Below are 18,765 nucleotides of genomic sequence, written 5' to 3'. Positions count from 1 at the left end.
CCACCTTCGCGCTTCCGTTCGTTGCGCCACACTGTGAGGGATGGGTGTTCAGCGGGCCGGCGCCACGCGCCAGACGACATTGCCCACATCGTCGGCCACCAGCAGCGCGCCCGCCTTGTCGATGGCCACGCCGACGGGGCGCCCTTGCGCCTTGCCATTTTTATCCAGGAAGCCATTGACCACATCCAGCGGCGGACCGCTCGGCTTGCCATTGGTGAATGGTACGAAGATGACTTGATAGCCGCTGAAAGGCTGGCGGTTCCAGGAACCATGCTGGCCGATGAAGACGCCGTCCCGATAACGTTCCGGCAGCAGTGTGCCGGTATTGAATGCCAGGCCCAGCGATGCCGTGTGGGCGCCCAGCGCATAGTCGGGAGCGATGGCGGTCGCAACCAGTTCCGGACGGGGCGGTTTGACGCGCGCATCGACGTGCTGGCCAAAATAACTGTAGGGCCAGCCATAGAAAGCCCCATCCTTGACCGAGGTCAGGTAGTCCGGCACGAGGTCGTTGCCCAGTTCGTCGCGTTCATTGACGGCCGTCCACAGCGTGTTGCTTGTGGGCTCCCAGCCCATGCCGTTCGGATTGCGCAGCCCCGTCGCGTACACGCGCGCCTTGCCGGTCGCGCGTTCGTAGCGCCAGATGGCGGCGCGGCCATCTTCGGCCGACATGCCGTTCTCGCCCACGTTGCTGTTGGAACCGACGGAGACATACAAAAACTTGCCGTCCGGGCTGGCGATGACGTTCTTGGTCCAGTGGTGGTTGATGGGGCCGCCCGGCAAGTCCATCACCTTGGTGCCCTGGGCCGTGATCGATGTCTGTCCTGTCGCGTAGGGGAAGCGCAGCAGCGCATCGGCATTGGCGACGTACAGATCGTTGCCGACGAGGGCCATGCCGAACGGCGAATGCAAGCCTTGCAGGAAGACGCTGCGCGTTTGCGCCACGCCGTTGCCATCGATGCCGCGCAGCAGGGTGATGCGGTTGGCACTGGGCGTGACGGCGCCGGCCTTTTTCATCTGCATCTGCATGATGGCGCCCTTGATACCCTTGCTGTCTTCCGGTTTCGGCGGGGCGTTGGTTTCCGCCACCAGCACGTCGCCATTCGGCAAGACATACAGCCAGCGTGGATGGTCGAGGTCGCGCGCATACGCGTGGATGGCCAGGCCGGCCGCGACGGCAGGACGCTGGGCCGCCGTCCAGCGCTGCACGGGGGCGACGTTGACAGTGGGCAGGAGTTGCTTTTCCGGCGCGGGCAGCCCGGGCTGCGGGCCGTAGCCGGCGGGCATGGCCGGCGCCTGGGGCTGAGCTTGGGCGATGGGTGCGCCGCAGGCAGCGGCCAGCAGGAACGAACAGACGTAACGATGCATGGCGTACTCCTGAAAAGCAGCGGTGCGTGTCAGTTGGACTCAGCGCGCCTTCTTTGGTTCCAGATGGGCGTCGGGACGGGCCTGTTGCGGGGCGGCCGGCTTGACCTTTTCCACGCCGGGCTGGGCGCGCCTGTCCGTATCCACCAAGCCTTGCTCCAGGTCGCTTGCGGCCTGCTGCATGACCTTGCGCGGACGCACGTTTTGCGCATCGGGCGACTCGTCGCGCTCGTGCGGCAGGCGGTCCACGCCGTCATTGCTGACCTTTGCATCGGTATTGATCTTGCGTTCGCTGTGCTGGGTAACCATATGGCCTCCTGACGGAAAAAGAATCACGTGCCGCCAGTCTCCTGCCGTCCGCGCACGCATGCAAGGGGATTTGATGGCGCACGGAGCGCTGGCGCACGCATGGACGATTCTTTTTCTGCGCTACACTGCGGCAACACTGATAAACGCCCCTTGCGGGCACACGGCAGCCGCACTATACTGTGCATATATACAGTATCATGCGATGCCGGCGTGCGATGTGACAGCCTGGGGCGACTTGCCACCGAATTCACTACCGAGATTCTTATGTCCGCCGAAAAACACGCCGCAGCGCCGGCAGCCACCTTGCCAGCCCCGGGACAACCGTTCAACCTGGGCGCCAAGACCATCGCCCTGGTCGTGCGCCAGAATACGGACGGCATTGCCGAACCCGTCAAAAGCATTGTGGATTTCCTGCAGGTGCTGGGCCATACCGTCGTGTTCGAGGCGGAGACGGCCGCGCATCTGGACTTTCCCGGCGTGCAAGCCATGTCGCCCGCCGAGATCGGCGCCGCGGCCGATTGCGCCATCGTCATGGGCGGCGACGGCACCATGCTGGGCATTGCGCGCCAGCTGGCGCCATTCGACGTCCCCTTGATCGGCATCAATCAAGGCCGCTTGGGCTTCATGACGGACATTCCGCTGGAGCGTATGCTGCCCGTGCTGGCGCAAATTCTTGGCGGCCGCTTCAAGGCCGAGCGCCGTACCTTGCTCGAAGGCAGCGTGCTGCGCGACGGCAAGTCGATCCACGTGGGCATGGCCGTCAATGACGTCGTCGTCTCGCGCGGCGGCGGCGCCGGCATGGCGGAACTGCGCGTCGAAGTCGACGGGCACTTCATGTACAACCAGCGTTCGGATGGCCTGATCATTTCCACGCCCACCGGCTCGACCGCCTACTCGCTGTCGGCTGGCGGCCCGCTGCTGCATCCGACCCTGGGCGGCATCGTGCTCGTGCCGATCGCCCCGCACGCGCTGTCGAACCGGCCCATCGTCCTGCCCGACTCCAGCCAGATCGTGGTGGAAATCGTGCGCGGACGCGATATCAGCGTCAATTTCGACATGCAGACGTTTGCCAGCCTGATCCAGCAAGACCGCATCCTGATTCGCCGTTCGCCGCACACGATTACCTTCCTGCATCCGGAAGGGTGGAGCTACTACAACACCCTGCGTGAAAAACTGCACTGGAACGAGTACCCGTCGGGCGAGGGCAAGCTCAGCTAACTTTTTTCACCTTAACCCGCGGCGCGCCGCCTAACCACAGAAGCCATGCTCCATACACTGTCCATCCGCGATTTTGTCATTGTCGATACCATTGAACTGGAATTTTCCGCTGGCTTCAGCGTGCTGACGGGCGAGACGGGCGCTGGCAAGTCCATCCTCATCGATGCGCTGACCCTGGCCCTGGGCGGGCGCGGCGACGCCAGCGTGGTGCGCGAAGGCGCGGCCAAGGCCGACATCACGGCCGATTTTTCCGTCAGCGAAGTGGCGCAGGCCTGGCTGGTAGCCCATGAATTCGCCAATGACGATGGCGGCGCCCTGCTGCGCCGCGTGATCGACAATGCGGGCCGCTCGAAAGCATATATCAACGGCATTCCCGCCACGGCCGCGCAGCTGCGTGAACTGGGCGACATGCTGGTCGATATCCACGGCCAGCACGCGCACCAGTCCTTGCTGAAAAGCGAGGCGCAGCGCGCCTTGCTCGATGGCCAGGCGACGGCGCGCGAAGCGGGCGCCGAGCAGGATGCACGGCAGGTGGCGGCGCTGTACAAGCGCTGGCGCGCCCTCGTGCGCCAGCGCGAGGAATTCGAGACGAATGCCGCCAACGTGCTGTACGAGCGCGAGCGCCTGGAATGGCAGGTGGGCGAGCTGGAAAAGCTGGCCGCCAAGCCCGGTGAATGGACGGAGATCACGAACGAGCACAGCCGCCTTTCGCACGCGGCCAGCCTGCTGGAAGGGGCGCAGGAAGCCCTGTCGCTCATTTCCGAATCGGAAGACCACCCCATCGTTTCTCAGCTGTCGGGCCTGAACCAGAAGCTGGGCAAGCTGGTCTCCGTCGATGCGGAATTACAGCCGATTGTCGATCTGATCGAATCGTCGCGCATCCAGCTGCAGGAATCCGTGTATGCGCTGAATAATTACCTGGATCGCGTCGAGCTGGACCCGGAGCGTTTGCACCAGCTCGATGCGCGCATGGAAGCCATGCACAGCACGGCCCGCAAATTCCGCGTCACGCCGGAAGAGCTCCCTGAAGAACACGCCAGGCTGTCGGAAAAACTGCAGCACCTGGCCGACGCTTCCGACATCGAAGGCTTGCTGCGCCAGGAAGCGAAGGTCGAGGCGGAGTACCGCGCCGTGGCTGAACGGCTGTCGGCAACGCGGCGTGCCGCCGCGCTGGAACTGGGCCACGCCGTCACGCGCGCCATGCAGGAACTGAGCATGACGGGCGGCAGTTTTGAAATCGCCCTCAATCCCTGCGAACCGGCCGCGCACGGCCTCGAGCAAGTCGAGTTTCTCGTCGCCGGCCACGCGGGCACGGCGCCCCGTTCGCTGGCGAAAGTCGCCTCCGGCGGCGAACTGGCGCGCATCGCGCTGGCCATTTCCGTCATCACCTCGCACGCCACCACCACGCCGACCCTGATCTTCGACGAGGTCGACAGCGGCATCGGCGGTGCCGTGGCCGAAGTGGTGGGGCGGCTGCTCAAGCGCCTGGGGCAGGGACGCCAGGTGCTGTGCGTGACCCACTTGCCGCAAGTGGCTAGCCAGGCCAATCAGCATTTCCAGGTGGCAAAAAGCACCTTGGACAACGGCAAGACGGCCTCGCGCATCGACATGCTCGACGCCAAGGCCCGCGTGGAAGAAGTGGCGCGCATGCTGGGCGGCCTGGAAATCACGGCCACCACGCGCAAGCATGCGCGCGAATTGCTGGCGATTTGAACGCGGCTTAAATCCGGGGTCAGACCCCCGGATGCGTTAGCGCTGAGCTTGACGTTAGCGGCATTGAGGGTCTGACCCCAGCACTTCGCTATTAACTCAATGCAACTATAATAACTGGCTACTCCATCCAACGCCTTCAAAGAGTCTTCATGTCATTTCAAACAGAACCTCCGTACACGCATGGCAGCATCGACCGCAGCGCCGTGGTGCTGGTCAACCTGGGCACGCCCGATGCGCCGACCTCGTCGGCCGTGCGGCGCTACCTGAAACAGTTTTTGTCGGATCCGCGCGTGGTGGAAATTCCCCGCCTTGTCTGGTGGTTCATTTTGAACCTGATCATCCTGCCATTCAGGTCGGGCCAGTCGGCCAAGAAATACGCGTCCATCTGGACGCGCGAGGGCTCGCCCCTGAAGGTGCACACGCAAAAGCAGGCCAAATTGCTGGCCGGCGCGCTGGCCGAACGGGGCCATGATGGCGTGACGGTGGCCATGGCCATGCGCTACGGTTCGCCGTCGCTGCCCGAGGTGCTGGCGCAATTGAAAAGCGAAGGCTGCGAGCGCATCGCCATCCTGCCGGCCTATCCGCAATATTCGGGCACGACGACGGGCTCCATCTACGACGCCGTGTTTGCCCATTACGCCACGGTGCGCAATGTGCCGGAACTGCGTTTCATCAAGCAATACCACGAGCACGACACATATATCGATGCCCTGCGCGACTCCGTGCTGAACCATTGGGATGCGCATGGCCGGCCGGACAAGCTGGTGATGAGTTTTCACGGCGTGCCCAAGCGCACCTTGCTGCTGGGCGACCCGTATCACTGCCAGTGCCTGAAAACGGCGCGCCTGCTGGCAGAAAAATTAAAACTGTCCAAAGATCAATATGTGGTGACCTTCCAGTCGCGCTTTGGCAAGGCCGAGTGGCTGCAGCCATACACGGCGCCTACTTTGGTGGCGCTGGCACAGCAGGGCGTCAAGCGGGTCGACCTGCTGTGCCCGGGCTTTACCAGCGATTGCCTGGAAACCCTGGAAGAGATCGCCATGGAAGCCAAGCATGATTTCGAAACGGCCGGTGGCCAGCATTTCCATTACATCGCTTGCCTGAATGAAACACCAAAGTGGATCGCGGGCCTGGCGGAAATTGCCGAACAGCATATGATCGGCTGGCCAACGATGAAGACGGCGGCGCAGCGCGAGGCGGACAAGCAGGCGGGCGAGCAAGCCCGAACAGCTGCCCTGGCCTTGGGCGCGGCGAATTAGACGCTGTTCTTTTTGCCATGGAAAGCCGCGCTTGCGCGGCTTTGTCATTTCTGGCGCTGCCACGTGGATTTCCAAATAGCAACACCATCAGTGGCAATGGCGTCTGCGGGGCTGTTAGAATGCCGGCTTCGCTGGGGATGCCGGCTGTATCAGTAAGTCATCGGTCATAGGAAGCGCACGGCACGCTGCCCGAAATGGGAAGTGATTTGTAATAAGCTGTAACATTGGCTGACGTAAACCTTGGCACGCGCACCGATACCCCTTGAAACAGTAGGATATAGCCCCATCTGCCGGTTAGTGTTGTAAAGATGTATAGACTAACTTATTTAAGCCATTGATTGTAGGAGCTTTCTAGATGCAAGATCAGGAAAATCAAGCTGTACCTAATCCGCAAGCGGACGCCGCGGCGGCTGCTCCATCGACTCCCGCAGAGCCTACTTTGGAAGAACAGTTGGCGAGTACCGAAGCGCGCCTGGCAGAAATGCACGATGCCTTCATGCGCGCCAAGGCCGATGGAGAAAATATCCGCCGCCGTGCGCAGGAAGATGTAGCTAAAGCGCATAAATTCGCAGTGGAAAGCTTTGCCGAAGCCATGGTGCCGGTCAAAGACAGCCTGGAAACGGCGTTGACGGTGGAAGCACCGACCATCGAGTCGCTGAAAGAAGGCGTCGAGATGACCCTGAAGCAGCTGAACGCCGCCTTCGAGCGCAACCGCCTGGTGGAAGTGCTGCCAGTGCAGGGCGAAAAACTCGATCCGATGAAACACCAGGCCGTCGCCGTGGTGCCAGCGGAGCAGGAAGCCAACACCATCGTATCAGTCTTGCAAAAGGGCTATATGATTGCGGACCGCCTGTTGCGTCCAGCCATTGTGACTACCGCGCAAGCAAAATAATCAGAGGGCGGCATCAAGCAAGCCTTGAAACCATGTCGCTTTGCCACATATAAGAACCATCTGAAATCTAGCAAATAAAAGGAAAAAAATCATGGGTAGAATTATCGGTATCGATCTGGGAACCACGAATTCCTGCGTTTCCATCATGGAAAACGGTCAACCAAAGGTAATCGAAAACGCTGAAGGCGCACGCACGACGCCATCGATTATTGCTTATCAAGAAGATGGCGAAATTCTCGTCGGCGCACCGGCGAAACGCCAGGCAGTGACCAATCCGAAAAACACGCTGTACGCAGTGAAGCGTTTGATCGGTCGCAAGTTCGACGAAAAAGAAGTACAAAAAGACATCGCGCTGATGCCGTACCAAATCATGAAAGCCGACAACGGCGATGCATGGATCGGCGTACGCGACAAAAAACTGGCGCCGCCACAAATTTCGGCTGAAGTGCTGCGCAAGATGAAGAAAACGGCAGAAGACTACCTCGGTGAAGAAGTCACCGAAGCCGTCATCACCGTGCCTGCGTACTTCAACGATTCGCAGCGTCAAGCGACCAAGGATGCCGGCCGTATCGCTGGCCTGGACGTCAAGCGCATCATCAACGAGCCAACCGCGGCAGCGCTGGCGTTCGGCCTGGACAAGGCTGAAAAAGGCGACCGTAAAATCGCCGTGTATGACTTGGGTGGCGGTACGTTCGACGTGTCGATCATCGAAATCGCCGATGTGGATGGCGAAAAACAATTTGAAGTGCTGTCGACCAACGGCGACACCTTCCTGGGCGGCGAAGACTTCGACCAGCGCGTCATCGATTACATCATCGACGAGTTCAAGAAGATCAACGGCATCGATCTGAAAAAAGATCCGATCGCTCTGCAGCGCATCAAGGCTTCGGCCGAGCGCGCGAAGATCGAGCTGTCGTCGTCGCAACAGACCGAGATCAACGAGCCGTACATCGCCATGGCCAATGGCGCACCGGTCCACTTGAACCTGAAGATGACCCGCGCCAAGCTGGAATCGCTGGTGGAAGAGCTGATCACGGCAACGATGGAACCATGCCGCACCGCTATCAAGGATGCTGGCGTGAAAGTGTCGGACATCGATGACATCATCCTGGTCGGCGGTATGACGCGTATGCCGAAGGTGCAGGAAAAAGTGAAGGAATTCTTCGGCAAGGATCCACGCAAAGACGTGAATCCGGACGAAGCCGTCGCCGTGGGCGCAGCAATTCAAGGTTCGGTCCTGTCAGGCGAACGCAAGGACTTGCTGTTGCTGGACGTCACCCCTCTGTCCCTGGGTATTGAAACCCTGGGCGGCGTGATGACGAAGATGATTCACAAAAACACGACGATTCCGACCAAGTTCAGCCAGGTGTTCTCGACGGCCGACGACAATCAGCCTGCGGTGACCATCAAGGTCTTCCAGGGTGAGCGCGAAATCGCCGCCGGCAACAAGGGTCTGGGCGAATTCAATCTGGAAGGCATCCCGCCAGCAGCACGCGGTACGCCGCAGATCGAAGTGACCTTCGACATCGACGCCAACGGCATCTTGCATGTCGGCGCGAAAGACAAGGCCACCGGCAAGGAAAACAAGATCACGATCAAGGCCAATTCCGGCTTGACCGAGGCTGAAATCCAGAAGATGGTCAAGGATGCCGAGCTGAACGCGGAAGAAGACAAAAAGGTCAAAGAATTGGCCGAGTCGCGCAACCAGGCCGATGCTCTGGTACACTCGACCCGGAAATCCTTGACCGAATACGGCGACAAGCTGGAAGCGGGCGAGAAAGAGAAGATCGAAGCGGCAATCACCGACCTGGAAGCAAGCATCAAGGCCGGCGACAAGGCTGAGATCGACGCCAAGGTGGAAGCACTGTCGACCGCATCGCAGAAACTGGGCGAAAAAATGTACGCCGACATGCAAGCGCAGCAAGCTGCCGGCGGCGCGGAAGGTGCACAGCAAGCTGCTGGCGCATCGGACGCAGGCGCCAAGCAAGACGACGTTGTCGACGCTGACTTCAAAGAAGTCAAAGACAGCAAGTAATTGTCTTGCGCTCCCGTCACTGGGGGCAGCCGGGCTGAACGCTACATCGCGGAATTAGCCGCGAAGACCGGCCGAGCCGAGTCGTTGCCCAGTGCAGCACTCGACTCGGCTTTTTCGTGTAATTTTTACATCAGTAGATAGACTGCAAGGTGCCGACAACATGGCAAAGCGTGATTTTTACGAGACACTCGGTGTCGCAAAAAATGCTTCGGAAGAAGAGATTAAAAAGTCTTACCGTAAACTGGCGATGAAATACCATCCGGACCGCAATCCGGATAGCAAGGAATCGGAAGAAAAGTTTAAGGAAGTCAAGGAAGCCTACGAGATGCTGACCAATCCGGAAAAGCGCGAAGCGTATGACCGTTATGGTCACGCCGGCGTGGACCCGAACATGGGCGGCGGTGGCGGCTTCGGCGGCGGTGCTGGCGGCTTTGCCGACAGCTTCGGCGATATCTTCGGCGACATCTTTGGCGGTGGCGGTGGACGTAGCCGCAATGCCGGTCCACAGGTGTACCGTGGCGCCGACTTGCGCTACAACCTGGAAATTACACTGGAGCAAGCTGCGCACGGCTTCGACACGACCATCCGCGTGCCGAGCTGGGACAAGTGCGATACCTGCCACGGCAGCGGTGCCAAGCCAGGCACGTCGCCAACCACCTGCGGTACGTGCGGTGGCCACGGCCAGGTGCGCATGCAGCAAGGTTTCTTCAGCATCCAGCAAACCTGCCCGAAATGCCATGGCAGCGGCAAGGTCATCACCGACCCGTGCACGCCATGCGGCGGTGCGGGCCGTATCAAGCGCAACAAGACGCTGGAAGTCAAGATTCCAGTCGGCATCGACAACGGCATGCGTATCCGTTCGTCCGGCAACGGCGAACCGGGCACGAATGGCGGTCCGTCGGGCGACCTGTATGTGGAAATCCACATCAAGCCGCACGCCGTGTTCCAGCGCGAAGGCGACGACCTGCATTGCGAAATGCCGATCTCGTTCACCAAGGCGGCATTGGGCGGCGAAATCGAAGTGCCGACCCTGAACGGCAAAGTGTCGTTCACGATCCCGGAAGGCACCCAGTCGGGTAAAACCTTCCGCCTGAAAGGCAAGGGCATCAAGGGCGTGCGCTCCGGTTACGCCGGCGACCTGTTCTGCCACGTGGCGATCGAAACACCGGTCAAGCTGACGGAGAAGCAGAAAGACCTGCTGCGCGAGTTCGAGAAATCGACGACCGAAGGCGGTGCCAAGCACAGCCCGCAAAGCAAGACCTGGAAAGACAAGGTCAAGGACTTCTTTGAGTAAGCACACGTAACACCAGCGCCGGGATGCTCACACATCCCGGCGTTTTTTTCACCACGACTGAGCAATGTGCGCGTATCGCCGGCCTATGGCCGCGATCTGCCGCCTTCAGTCGTATGCACACAATGGGAGCGATATGACCGAACAGAAAAATGGCCTGGCCCTGGCGGAACTGCTGCAGCGTAACCGCCGCTGGGCCGACTCGATGGTGGCGAAGGACCCGAACTTCTTCAAGAACCTGGAAGCGCAAACGTCGCCCGAATACCTGTGGATCGGCTGTTCCGACAGCCGCGTGCCAGCGAACGAACTGCTGGGCATGGCGCCTGGCGACGTGTTTGTGCACCGTAATATTGCCAATGTGGTCGTGCATTCCGACCTCAATTGCCTGTCCGTCCTGCAATTTGCCGTGGACGTGCTGAAAGTCAAACATGTCATCATTGTCGGCCATTACGGCTGCAAGGGTGTGCATGCTGCCATGACGGGCACGCGCATCGGCCTGGTCGACAACTGGCTGCGCCACGTCCAGGACGTGGGCCAGAAGCATGAGCGCTACCTGGGCGACGTGCTGACCAGCCGCCAGCGCGGCGACCGCCTGTGCGAACTGAACGTAGTGGAACAAGTGTTGAACGTCTGCCAGACCACCATCGTGCAAGATGCGTGGGAACGGGGCCAGGAACTCAGCGTCCATGGCTGGGTCTACGGCCTGAAGGATGGCTTGCTGAATGACCTGGAAGTGACCGTCACGGCCGGCCACGAACTGGCGCCGCGCATGGCGACCCGCCTGGCCCGCTACGAAGCCATCGCGTAAGCAACGCTGGCGCCGCGCCTATGGCGTGGCGCTTTCCAGGCGGCACAGGTAATCGGCCGCCTCCCGCACGCCCTCCTGCGCCGCCTGGCGCAGCCAGGTTTTTGCCTGCGGGATATCCCGTGGCGTGCCCCGGCCTTCGGCCAGCGCCACGCCATAGTGGTAGCGTGCCAGCCGCGCATACGCGGCATCATCATGCGCATGTGCGCCGCGCCGCATCAGCGCCGTCGCCTGCGCCTCATCCTTCGGCACGCCGATGCCCGTTTCATACAGCTGGGCCAGCCAAATCATCGAATACACATCGTTCCAGCGCCGGATGCAATCTTCAAAAATGGCAACCGCTGCCGCATGGTCGCCCGTCTTGTCGGCCGCATAACCGTACAAACATTTGATGCGCTTGTCGCTGTGCACATAGGCTTTGTAGCTGAGATCGCTTTCGCCCTGGCTATCCTGGGCCTGGACGGAGGCGGTAAACAGCAAGGCGAGCAGCAGTGCGTAGCGGGGCATGGCTATCCTGAGGAAAGAGTGAAATTGGTAGATAAGCAAGTTGCGTGCCAGCTCTTTTCCCGGGCAAAGCCGGCGCCGCTGTGCCATTGCGTGACAGCCGCTGTTGCAGCACGGCGCAACGCGCCGCGCATATCCATATAGTAAATGCTTCGTTTGCAAGGGGGACAAGCGGGCATACAGTGGACTTCCCTCATTCACTGATGAAGCCACCATGTCGGCCGTCCTGAAACCCCAGCTTTCCACCAGTCCGTTCCAGATCGAAACCTTTGATGCGCCGCTGGGCGCGCAGGTGCTGGGGCTGGACCTGGCGCAGCCGCTGTCGCCCGGCGATTTCCAGCGCCTGCACCATGCCCACCTCGACCATCACGTGCTGGTGTTCCGCGACCAGCGCATCACGCCGCGGCAGCAGGTCGATTTCAGCCGCCGCTTCGGCCCCCTGCAAATCCACGTGCTGCGCCAGTTCCAGCTGCCCACGCAGCCGGAAGTGCTGGTCATCTCGAATATCGTCGAGGATGGCCAGCCCATCGGCCTCGGCGACGCCGGCCATTTCTGGCATTCGGATCTGTCGTACAAGGAAGTGCCCAGCCTCGGCTCCATGCTGCATGCGCAAGAGTTGCCGGACGAGGGCGGCGACACCGTGTTTGCGAACATGCACCTGGCGTGGGAAAGCCTGCCTGCCGCGCTGCGCCATGCCGTGCGGGGCGCGCGTGCCGAACACAGCTACCTGAGCCAGTACGAGGAATTGCGCCGCCGCAACCCGTGGCGGCCCGCCCTGACGCAGGCGCAGATCGATGAAGTCACACCCGTCACCCACCCGGTGGTGCGCGTGCATCCGGAAACGGGACGCCGCGCCCTGTTCGTCAGCGAACATTTTACGACGCGCATCGTCGGCCTGCCCGACGATGAAAGCCGCGCCCTGCTCGACGAACTGTTTGCCCATAGCGTGCGCCCGGAGCACCTGTATGTGCACCGCTGGCAGCCGCACGACCTGGTGTTCTGGGACAACCGTTCCCTGATGCATCTGGCGACGGGGTGCCCGCCCGAGCAGCGCCGCAAACTCTACCGCACCACCATCGAAGGCGATGCGCCGTACTGATTTTTGACCGTAAGTCCTACCCAAGGAGTATCCATGTTGCCGATCCTGTCGCTTGCCCGCCCGCGCCGTTTTCTTTCCGCCATCGCCATGCTGTGTGCCGCAGGCATGGCGCCAGGGATGGCCCAGGCCGAAGGACAGATCCGCATCGCAGGCCAGCATGGCATCACTTTTCTGTTGCTCAATATTGCGCAGGAACAGAAGCTGATCGAGAAGCATGGCAAGCAGCAGGGCGTGGACGTGAAGGTCGAGTGGATCACCCTGTCCGGCGGCCCCGCCATCAACGATGCGCTGCTGTCGGGCAACATCGACATCGCCGGCGCGGGCCTGGGGCCGCTGCTGACCATCTGGGACCGCACGAAAGGCCGGCAGAACGTGCGCGGCGTGGCGTCGCTGGGCAACTTTCCCTACTATTTGATCAGCAACAATCCCAAGGTGAAAACCCTGGCGGACTTCACGGACAAGGATCGCATCGCCTTGCCGGCCGTTTCCGTTTCCGTCCAGGCGCGGATATTGCAAATGGCCGTGGCGAAACAGTGGGGCGACAAGGAATACGCGCGCCTGGATAAAATCACGCAGACCTTGCCGCACCCGGATGCGGCGGCCGCCATCATCGCCGGCGGTACGGAGCTCAGCGGCCATTTCGGCAACTCGCCATTCCAGGAACAGGAACTGGCGCAAAACCCGAACGCGCACATCGTGCTCGATTCCTACACGGTGCAGGGCGGCCCAAGCTCGTCGACCCTGCTGTACGCGACGGAAAAATACCGCAAGGACAATCCGAAAACCTACCGCGCCTTCATCGCCGCGCTGGCGGAAGCGGCGCAATATGCAAGCGGCAATCCGCAGGGTGCGGCCGACATCTATATCAAGGTCAACAAGAGCAAGGTGGATCGCAATCTGCTGCTGAAAATTTTTGCCAACCCGCAAGTGCAATTCAAGATCGCGCCGCAAAACACCTATGGCCTGGCGCAATTCCTGCACCGCGTGAGCGCCATCCGCAACCTGCCGGACAGCTGGCGCGACTATTTCTTTGACGACCCTGCCATCATGCAAGGAGGCTGACATGAACGCACCTGCTTTTCACCTGGTACGTCCTGCCGTTGCACTACAGCCATTGCTCAGCGTCAAGCATGTCAGCCTGGAATACCGCACCGAGCAGCGCACCGTGCGCGCCACGCATGACGTCAGCTTCGACGTGTTCCGCAGCGACCGCTTCGTGCTGCTGGGGCCGTCCGGCTGCGGCAAGTCCTCACTGTTGAAAGCCGTGGCCGGCTTCATCGCGCCGCGCGCGGGCAGCATTGCCATGCAGGGTGTCCCCATTAGCAAGCCAGGGCCTGACAGGGTCGTCGTCTTCCAGGAATTCGACCAGTTGCCGCCGTGGAAAACCGTGCTGGAAAACGTCATGTTTCCCTTGCTGGCCAGCAAGCGGCTGGACAAGCCGGCGGCCCGCGAGCGCGCGCAGCACTGGATCGCCAAGGTGGGCCTGTCCGGCTTCGAGGATGCCCATCCGCATACCTTGTCGGGCGGCATGAAGCAGAGAGTGGCCATCGCCCGCGCCCTGGCCATGCAGCCGGAAGTGCTGCTGATGGACGAGCCGTTCGCCGCCCTCGATGCGCTGACACGGCGCAAGATGCAGGAAGAGCTGAGCCGCCTGTGGGACGAGCTGCGTTTTACCTTGGTGTTCGTCACCCATTCGATCGAGGAAGCCCTGGTGGTGGGCAACCGCATCCTGCTGCTGTCGCCCCATCCGGGCCGGGTGCGCGCCGAATTGAACAGCCATCAATTCGGCTTGCACAGCGCCGGCAGCGCGGAATTCCAGGCCGCCAGCAGCCGCATCCATGGCCTGCTGTTCGACGAGGAAACCGTTGGCGCCACGCAAGCGGACACGCCGCAGCGGGAGGTCGTATGAACGTGCTGCTGGAACCGCCGATCCGCCAGGAATTCGTCTATGCGTCACCGCCGCCGGCCGGCGTCGCCGTCGAGCGGCCATTGTCGCGCTGGCAGCGTGTAAGCCAGCATGCGCTGTGGCGCAAGGTGGTGATTTTGCTTGGCCTGGCCCTGCTGTGGGAAGCTGCGGCGCGCTGGACGCACAACGATCTGTTGCTGCCCGGCTTTCTGCAGACGGCGCAGGCGTTTATCGAGGGCATCGCCAGCGGTGAATTGCTCACGCGCACGGCGGCGTCCCTGGTGGTGTTGCTGCAGGGCTATGCGGTGGGCGTGCTGGCCGCCTTCGTGCTGACCTTGCTGGCCGTCTCCAGCCGGCTCGGGCGCGACTTGCTGGAAACCCTGACGGCCATGTTGAACCCCTTGCCCGCCATCGCCCTGTTGCCGCTGGCCTTGCTGTGGTTTGGCCTGGGACGCGCCAGCCTGATCTTCGTCATCGTGCATTCCGTGATGTGGCCGCTGGCCCTGAACACCTATGCGGGCTTCCAGAGCGTGCCGGAAACCCTGCGCATGGCGGGCCGCAATTACGGGCTGAACGGTTTGCGCCTGGTGCTGCATATTCTCGTGCCCGGTGCCTTGCCTTCCATCGTCTCGGGCTTGAAGATCGGCTGGGCGTTTGCCTGGCGCACCCTGATCGCCGCCGAGCTGGTGTTCGGTACCACTTCGGGCCAGGGCGGCCTGGGCTGGTACATCTTCCAGAACCGCAACGAGCTGTACACGGACAAGGTCTTCGCGGGCCTGGCTGCCGTTATCGTGATTGGTCTGCTGGTGGAAAACATCGGCTTTCGCAGCCTGGAGCGGGTAACGCTCAAGCGCTGGGGCATGCAGCGCTAGTTCTCGCGATAACTATTTCAGCATGCTGCGCGCCGCCGCGATGATTTGCCGCGACAGCTGCTCCAGGCGCGGCGACTGCACCTTCCACGTGTGCCAGTACAGGGCCACGTCGGCCGGCGTCTTGGGCGTGAGCATTTCCACCAGCTCGCCATCCGTGTTCGCTTTCAATAACAGTTCGGGCACCATGCCGTAGCCGAGGCCATAGCGGATGGCGTTGAAGTGCGAAGTGGCGCCCGGCACGTAATGGCAGGGGTAGGCGCCTTCGGGCAAGCCCATTGCCTCTTGCAGGAACGATGACTGCAAGGTGTCCTTGCGCGTGTAGGCGACGACGGGCGCCGTGCGCGCCGCCTTGCGTGTCAGGCCGTGCGCGAACCATTGCTGGCGAAACGCGGGCGTGGCCACCAGCCAGTAGCGCATCACGCCCAGCGGCTCGGCCGTGCAGCCGCGCATGGGTTTTGGCTCGGTGCTGATGCAGCCGATCGCCATGCCCGTTTCCAGCAAGGTATACGTGTGGTCCTGGTCTTCCACGGTCAGGTCCAGCAGCACGCGCTCGCGTATCAGCACTTCCGACAGGGCAGGGAAGAACCAGGTGCCCATCGAATCGGCGTTCAGCGCCAGCACCAGGGTCAGCGGGGCATCCTGCTGCACCGCCAGTTCCGCCTCCAGGTCCGCTTCCAGCAGCTTGGCCCGCTTCAAGTACTGCATCAGGCGCTGGCCCATGCGCGTGGCGCGCGCGGGGCGGCTGCGCACGATCAGTGCGTTGCCCAGCTGGCTTTCCAGCGCCCGCACGCGCTGGGAAATGGCGGGCGAGGTCAGGTGCAGCTGCAGCGCCGCCTGCTCGAAGCTGCCCGTTTCGACGACGGCGCGGAAGGCTTCCGTGTGCTTGGGATTCAGGTTCATGGTGCGCGCCTAACATAAGAAAAATTTATCAATACTAAATAATACTTACTTTTCATAAGGATAGGTGTGTTGCAGTGCACAATGCCTCTTTGATGGAGTGCCGCGCGCCCGCGCGCCGCCTCCTGGCAGCAAAGGAATGACCATATGGAAACGCAAGACACGGCGCAAGACAGCAGCACTACCACCACGCGCAAGCCCCAATCCAGGCTGGCGCGCAATCTGAAATTCGGCCTGGGACTGACCCTGGGCCTGGGCCTGGCCGGCGCCATGGCGGGCGGCTACTGGCTGCGCCAGGCGTGGCAGGACTTGCCGGCTGTCGAGCACCTGGCGCAGTACAAGCCCGCGCTGCCGCTGCGCATTCTTTCCAGCGAAGGCGAGCTGCTGGCCGAATACGGCGAAGAGCGCCGCGAATTCCTGCCCCTGAAAGACATCCCGCTGCGCATGCGCCAGGCCTTGCTGGCCATCGAGGATGCGCGCTTCTACGAACACGGCGCCGTGGATTTCTATGGCCTCACGCGGGCCACTTTGGCCAATATCGTCACGGGCCACCATGCGCAGGGCGCCAGCACCATCACCATGCAGGTGGCGCGCGACTTCTTCCTGTCGCGCGACAAGACCGTGCAGCGCAAGCTGACGGAGATGCTGCTGGCCTACAAGCTGGAACAGCACTACGGCAAGGACAAGCTGCTGGAGCTGTACATGAACCAGATTTACCTGGGCGAGCGCTCCTATGGTTTTTCCGCCGCCTCGAACATTTATTTTGACAAGCCGCTGGCGGAAGTGAGCATCGCCGAAGCGGCCATGCTGGCCGGCTTGCCGAAAGCGCCGTCGGCCTACAACCCCGTCGCCAATCCGCAGCGCGCCGCCGTGCGCCAGCACTACATCCTGCAGCGCATGCGCGAACTGGGCTACATCACGCCGGCCGAATACACGGCCGCCGTGGCGGAAAAGCTGGCCCTGAACAAGGACCGCAACAGCTCCGTGCACGCGGCCGCCTATGCGGTCGAGGAAGCGCGCCAGCTGATCCTGCAAAGCTATCCTGAAGGCGCCTACAGCATGGGCCTGGACGTGACGACCACCATCCGCATGGCGCCGCAGCGCGCGGCCGACAAGTCGCTGCGCGACGGACTCTTGAATGCGCAGGCGCGGCGTGGCTACCGGGGGCCGGAAGCGCGCCTGGCCGCTTCCGAAGACAGCGTCAGGCGCCAGCTGGCCGGCTACCCGGACAGCGGCGAACTGCGTGCCGCGCTGGTGCGCAAGGTCGACACTGCCGGCAAGCGCCAGGTGACGGCGCAGCTGCGCAACGGCGACGAGATCGTGCTGACGGCCTCGGAAGCGCGCCTGGGCGGCAAGCTGGCGTGGGATGGCAAGCGCGCCATCGTGGAGGGCAGCGTGATCCGCGTGGTGCATGACGCGGCCAAGAAGCGCTGGCTGGTGAGCCAGCTGCCCGAGATGGAAGGCGCGCTGATTTCCGTCGATGCGCATAGCGGCGAAATTGTCGCCATGGCGGGCGGCTTTGATTTTTACCGCAACCACTACAACCACGCCATGCAGGCCTACCGCCAGCCCGGTTCCAGCTTCAAGCCTTTCGTGTATTCGGCGGCGCTGGAAAAAGGCTACTTCCCCGGCACGGCCGTCGACGATACGCAGCGCTTGCTGCTGCCGCAGGAAACGGGCGCGCGGTCCTGGCGTCCGCGCAATTACGGCAACAACTACGAAGGCTTCATCAGCGTGCGGCGCGGCCTGGTACGCTCGAAAAACCTGGTGGCCGTCAGCCTGATGCAGGCGGCCGGCCCTGGCTACGTGCAGCACCACGCCACGCGCTTCGGTTTCGAGAGCGCGCGCAATCCCGTGTCCCTGCCGCTGGCCTTGGGCGCGGGTGCCGTCACGCCGCTGCAGCTGGCGCAATCGTATTCCGTGTTCGCCAACGGCGGCATGCAGATGCCGCCCAAGCTGATCAAGGAAGTGCGCAGCCGCAGCGGAGAAGTGCTGTTCAGCGATGCGGCGCCACGCGCCAAGGGCGCGCCGGCACCAGGCACGCAGGTGATCTCCGCGCGCAACGCCTATGTCATGGACAGCATGCTGCGCGACGTCGTCAAGAGCGGCACGGGACGCGGCGCGCTGGCGCTGGGACGGGGCGACGCGGCCGGCAAGACGGGTACCTCGAACAACGCCTATGACGCCTGGTTCGCCGGCTATTCCTCTGGCCTGGTGTCCGTCGTCTGGCTTGGCTACGACCAGCCGAAAAGCCTGGGCAACGCCACCGGGGGAACGTTGGCGCTGCCCGTCTGGCGCAACTACATGCAGGTGGCCGTGCAGGGCCGCCGCGAACAGGTGCTGGCCGAGCCGCAAGGCCTGGCCCTGCTCGACGGCGATTACGTGTATGCCGAATACCTGGCCGGCGACTGCCTGCAGGACAGCCATGCCTTCATCCACAGCAGCGTCAGCTGCGGTAGTGGCGGCCCTGGCAGCCTGGGCGCCGACACGCGCCTGGCCAACGGCGAAGAACGCGGCAGCAGCGGCGCAGGCCACGAGGCGCGGGCACTGAGCGAAGCGCGCGAACGCGAACAAATTCTCAAATCATTTTCGGAAGAGTAAGA

Annotated in this window: 16 protein-coding genes; 12 read left to right on the top strand and 4 right to left on the bottom strand. The window is 62.3% G+C overall.

Annotated elements, in window-relative coordinates:
- Positions 1–48: 48 nt before the first annotated feature.
- Complete coding sequence (locus ACQ4WR_RS24415) at positions 49–1,365, bottom strand: PQQ-dependent sugar dehydrogenase (protein ID WP_436490460.1); 1,317 nt, start codon at positions 1,363–1,365, stop codon at positions 49–51.
- Between the two features lie 39 nt (positions 1,366–1,404).
- Positions 1,405–1,671, bottom strand: a complete 267-nt coding sequence (locus ACQ4WR_RS24410; RefSeq protein ID WP_102292391.1) for a hypothetical protein — start codon at positions 1,669–1,671, stop codon at positions 1,405–1,407.
- Between the two features lie 264 nt (positions 1,672–1,935).
- On the opposite strand from ACQ4WR_RS24410, the gene ACQ4WR_RS24405 reads away from it, so the two are divergent.
- The 7 genes from ACQ4WR_RS24405 (at position 1,936) to can (ending at position 10,887) form a co-directional block, all read left to right on the top strand.
- Positions 1,936–2,889 carry an NAD kinase gene (locus ACQ4WR_RS24405; protein WP_436490458.1) on the top strand — a complete coding sequence of 318 codons (954 nt, stop codon included), beginning with the start codon at positions 1,936–1,938 and terminating at the stop codon, positions 2,887–2,889.
- 45 nt (positions 2,890–2,934) lie between these two features.
- Entirely contained in the window at positions 2,935–4,602 is a 1,668-nt protein-coding gene (recN, locus tag ACQ4WR_RS24400) for a DNA repair protein RecN (RefSeq protein WP_436490456.1), read from the top strand.
- Positions 4,603–4,751: 149 nt separating this feature from the next.
- A complete protein-coding gene (gene hemH / locus ACQ4WR_RS24395) occupies positions 4,752–5,861 on the top strand; it encodes a ferrochelatase (protein ID WP_436490454.1) in 1,110 nt (369 codons plus the stop codon).
- 355 nt (positions 5,862–6,216) lie between these two features.
- Positions 6,217–6,753, top strand: coding sequence for a nucleotide exchange factor GrpE (gene grpE / locus ACQ4WR_RS24390; protein WP_102292388.1), 537 nt, complete (start codon positions 6,217–6,219; stop codon positions 6,751–6,753).
- Positions 6,754–6,844: 91 nt separating this feature from the next.
- A complete protein-coding gene (gene dnaK, locus ACQ4WR_RS24385; RefSeq protein ID WP_102292387.1) occupies positions 6,845–8,788 on the top strand; it encodes a molecular chaperone DnaK in 1,944 nt (647 codons plus the stop codon).
- A gap of 160 nt (positions 8,789–8,948) precedes the next feature.
- Entirely contained in the window at positions 8,949–10,082 is a 1,134-nt protein-coding gene (gene dnaJ, locus ACQ4WR_RS24380) for a molecular chaperone DnaJ (RefSeq protein WP_102292386.1), read from the top strand.
- Between the two features lie 133 nt (positions 10,083–10,215).
- The gene (gene can, locus ACQ4WR_RS24375; RefSeq protein WP_102292385.1) at positions 10,216–10,887 is read left to right on the top strand and encodes a carbonate dehydratase; all 672 of its coding nucleotides are present in this window, start codon (positions 10,216–10,218) and stop codon (positions 10,885–10,887) included.
- Between the two features lie 18 nt (positions 10,888–10,905).
- On the opposite strand, the gene ACQ4WR_RS24370 is transcribed toward can, so the two are convergent.
- Complete coding sequence (locus tag ACQ4WR_RS24370; RefSeq protein WP_436490451.1) at positions 10,906–11,391, bottom strand: tetratricopeptide repeat protein; 486 nt, start codon at positions 11,389–11,391, stop codon at positions 10,906–10,908.
- Positions 11,392–11,602: 211 nt separating this feature from the next.
- Between ACQ4WR_RS24370 and ACQ4WR_RS24365 the strand changes: the two genes are divergently transcribed.
- The 4 genes from ACQ4WR_RS24365 to ACQ4WR_RS24350 are packed head-to-tail and all read left to right on the top strand — an operon-like array spanning position 11,603 to position 15,265.
- Positions 11,603–12,487: a TauD/TfdA dioxygenase family protein gene (locus tag ACQ4WR_RS24365; RefSeq protein ID WP_102292383.1), complete on the top strand. Its 885-nt coding sequence runs from the start codon at positions 11,603–11,605 to the stop codon at positions 12,485–12,487.
- 33 nt (positions 12,488–12,520) lie between these two features.
- A complete protein-coding gene (locus ACQ4WR_RS24360; protein ID WP_436490449.1) occupies positions 12,521–13,549 on the top strand; it encodes an ABC transporter substrate-binding protein in 1,029 nt (342 codons plus the stop codon).
- A gap of 1 nt (position 13,550) precedes the next feature.
- Positions 13,551–14,396, top strand: a complete 846-nt coding sequence (locus ACQ4WR_RS24355) for an ABC transporter ATP-binding protein (RefSeq protein ID WP_436490447.1) — start codon at positions 13,551–13,553, stop codon at positions 14,394–14,396.
- On the top strand, positions 14,393–15,265 hold the full coding sequence (locus ACQ4WR_RS24350) for an ABC transporter permease (protein ID WP_436490446.1): 873 nt from the start codon (positions 14,393–14,395) through the stop codon (positions 15,263–15,265). Before ACQ4WR_RS24355 ends, ACQ4WR_RS24350 begins: the two co-directional genes overlap by 4 nt.
- A 12-nt stretch (positions 15,266–15,277) precedes the next feature.
- Here the strand turns inward: ACQ4WR_RS24350 and ACQ4WR_RS24345 are convergent, their stop codons facing one another.
- A complete protein-coding gene (locus tag ACQ4WR_RS24345; RefSeq protein ID WP_436490444.1) occupies positions 15,278–16,165 on the bottom strand; it encodes an HTH-type transcriptional regulator ArgP in 888 nt (295 codons plus the stop codon).
- A gap of 144 nt (positions 16,166–16,309) precedes the next feature.
- Here ACQ4WR_RS24345 and ACQ4WR_RS24340 point away from each other — a divergent pair, with 144 nt between their 5' ends.
- Positions 16,310–18,763: a penicillin-binding protein 1A gene (locus tag ACQ4WR_RS24340; protein WP_436490442.1), complete on the top strand. Its 2,454-nt coding sequence runs from the start codon at positions 16,310–16,312 to the stop codon at positions 18,761–18,763.
- The last annotated feature ends 2 nt before the right edge of the window (positions 18,764–18,765 follow it).

It is taken from the genome of Janthinobacterium amylolyticum (assembly GCF_051380655.1).
GTDB lineage: Bacteria > Pseudomonadota > Gammaproteobacteria > Burkholderiales > Burkholderiaceae_D > Janthinobacterium.
This window is presented reverse-complemented; position numbering and strand designations above follow the sequence as displayed.

Bases quoted from the DNA above. Each gene is read 5' to 3' on its own strand.
- dnaJ (WP_102292386.1), top strand. From the start codon at position 8,949: ATGGCAAAGCGTGATTTTTACGAGACACTCGGTGTCGCAAAAAATGCT.
- ACQ4WR_RS24350 (WP_436490446.1), top strand. From the start codon at position 14,393: ATGAACGTGCTGCTGGAACCGCCGATCCGCCAGGAATTCGTCTATGCG.
- ACQ4WR_RS24370 (WP_436490451.1), bottom strand. From the start codon at position 11,391: ATGCCCCGCTACGCACTGCTGCTCGCCTTGCTGTTTACCGCCTCCGTC.
- ACQ4WR_RS24360 (WP_436490449.1), top strand. From the start codon at position 12,521: ATGTTGCCGATCCTGTCGCTTGCCCGCCCGCGCCGTTTTCTTTCCGCC.
- ACQ4WR_RS24415 (WP_436490460.1), bottom strand. From the start codon at position 1,365: ATGCATCGTTACGTCTGTTCGTTCCTGCTGGCCGCTGCCTGCGGCGCA.
- can (WP_102292385.1), top strand. From the start codon at position 10,216: ATGACCGAACAGAAAAATGGCCTGGCCCTGGCGGAACTGCTGCAGCGT.
- hemH (WP_436490454.1), top strand. From the start codon at position 4,752: ATGTCATTTCAAACAGAACCTCCGTACACGCATGGCAGCATCGACCGC.
- grpE (WP_102292388.1), top strand. From the start codon at position 6,217: ATGCAAGATCAGGAAAATCAAGCTGTACCTAATCCGCAAGCGGACGCC.
- ACQ4WR_RS24410 (WP_102292391.1), bottom strand. From the start codon at position 1,671: ATGGTTACCCAGCACAGCGAACGCAAGATCAATACCGATGCAAAGGTC.
- ACQ4WR_RS24355 (WP_436490447.1), top strand. From the start codon at position 13,551: ATGAACGCACCTGCTTTTCACCTGGTACGTCCTGCCGTTGCACTACAG.
- recN (WP_436490456.1), top strand. From the start codon at position 2,935: ATGCTCCATACACTGTCCATCCGCGATTTTGTCATTGTCGATACCATT.
- ACQ4WR_RS24365 (WP_102292383.1), top strand. From the start codon at position 11,603: ATGTCGGCCGTCCTGAAACCCCAGCTTTCCACCAGTCCGTTCCAGATC.
- ACQ4WR_RS24340 (WP_436490442.1), top strand. From the start codon at position 16,310: ATGGAAACGCAAGACACGGCGCAAGACAGCAGCACTACCACCACGCGC.
- ACQ4WR_RS24345 (WP_436490444.1), bottom strand. From the start codon at position 16,165: ATGAACCTGAATCCCAAGCACACGGAAGCCTTCCGCGCCGTCGTCGAA.
- dnaK (WP_102292387.1), top strand. From the start codon at position 6,845: ATGGGTAGAATTATCGGTATCGATCTGGGAACCACGAATTCCTGCGTT.
- ACQ4WR_RS24405 (WP_436490458.1), top strand. From the start codon at position 1,936: ATGTCCGCCGAAAAACACGCCGCAGCGCCGGCAGCCACCTTGCCAGCC.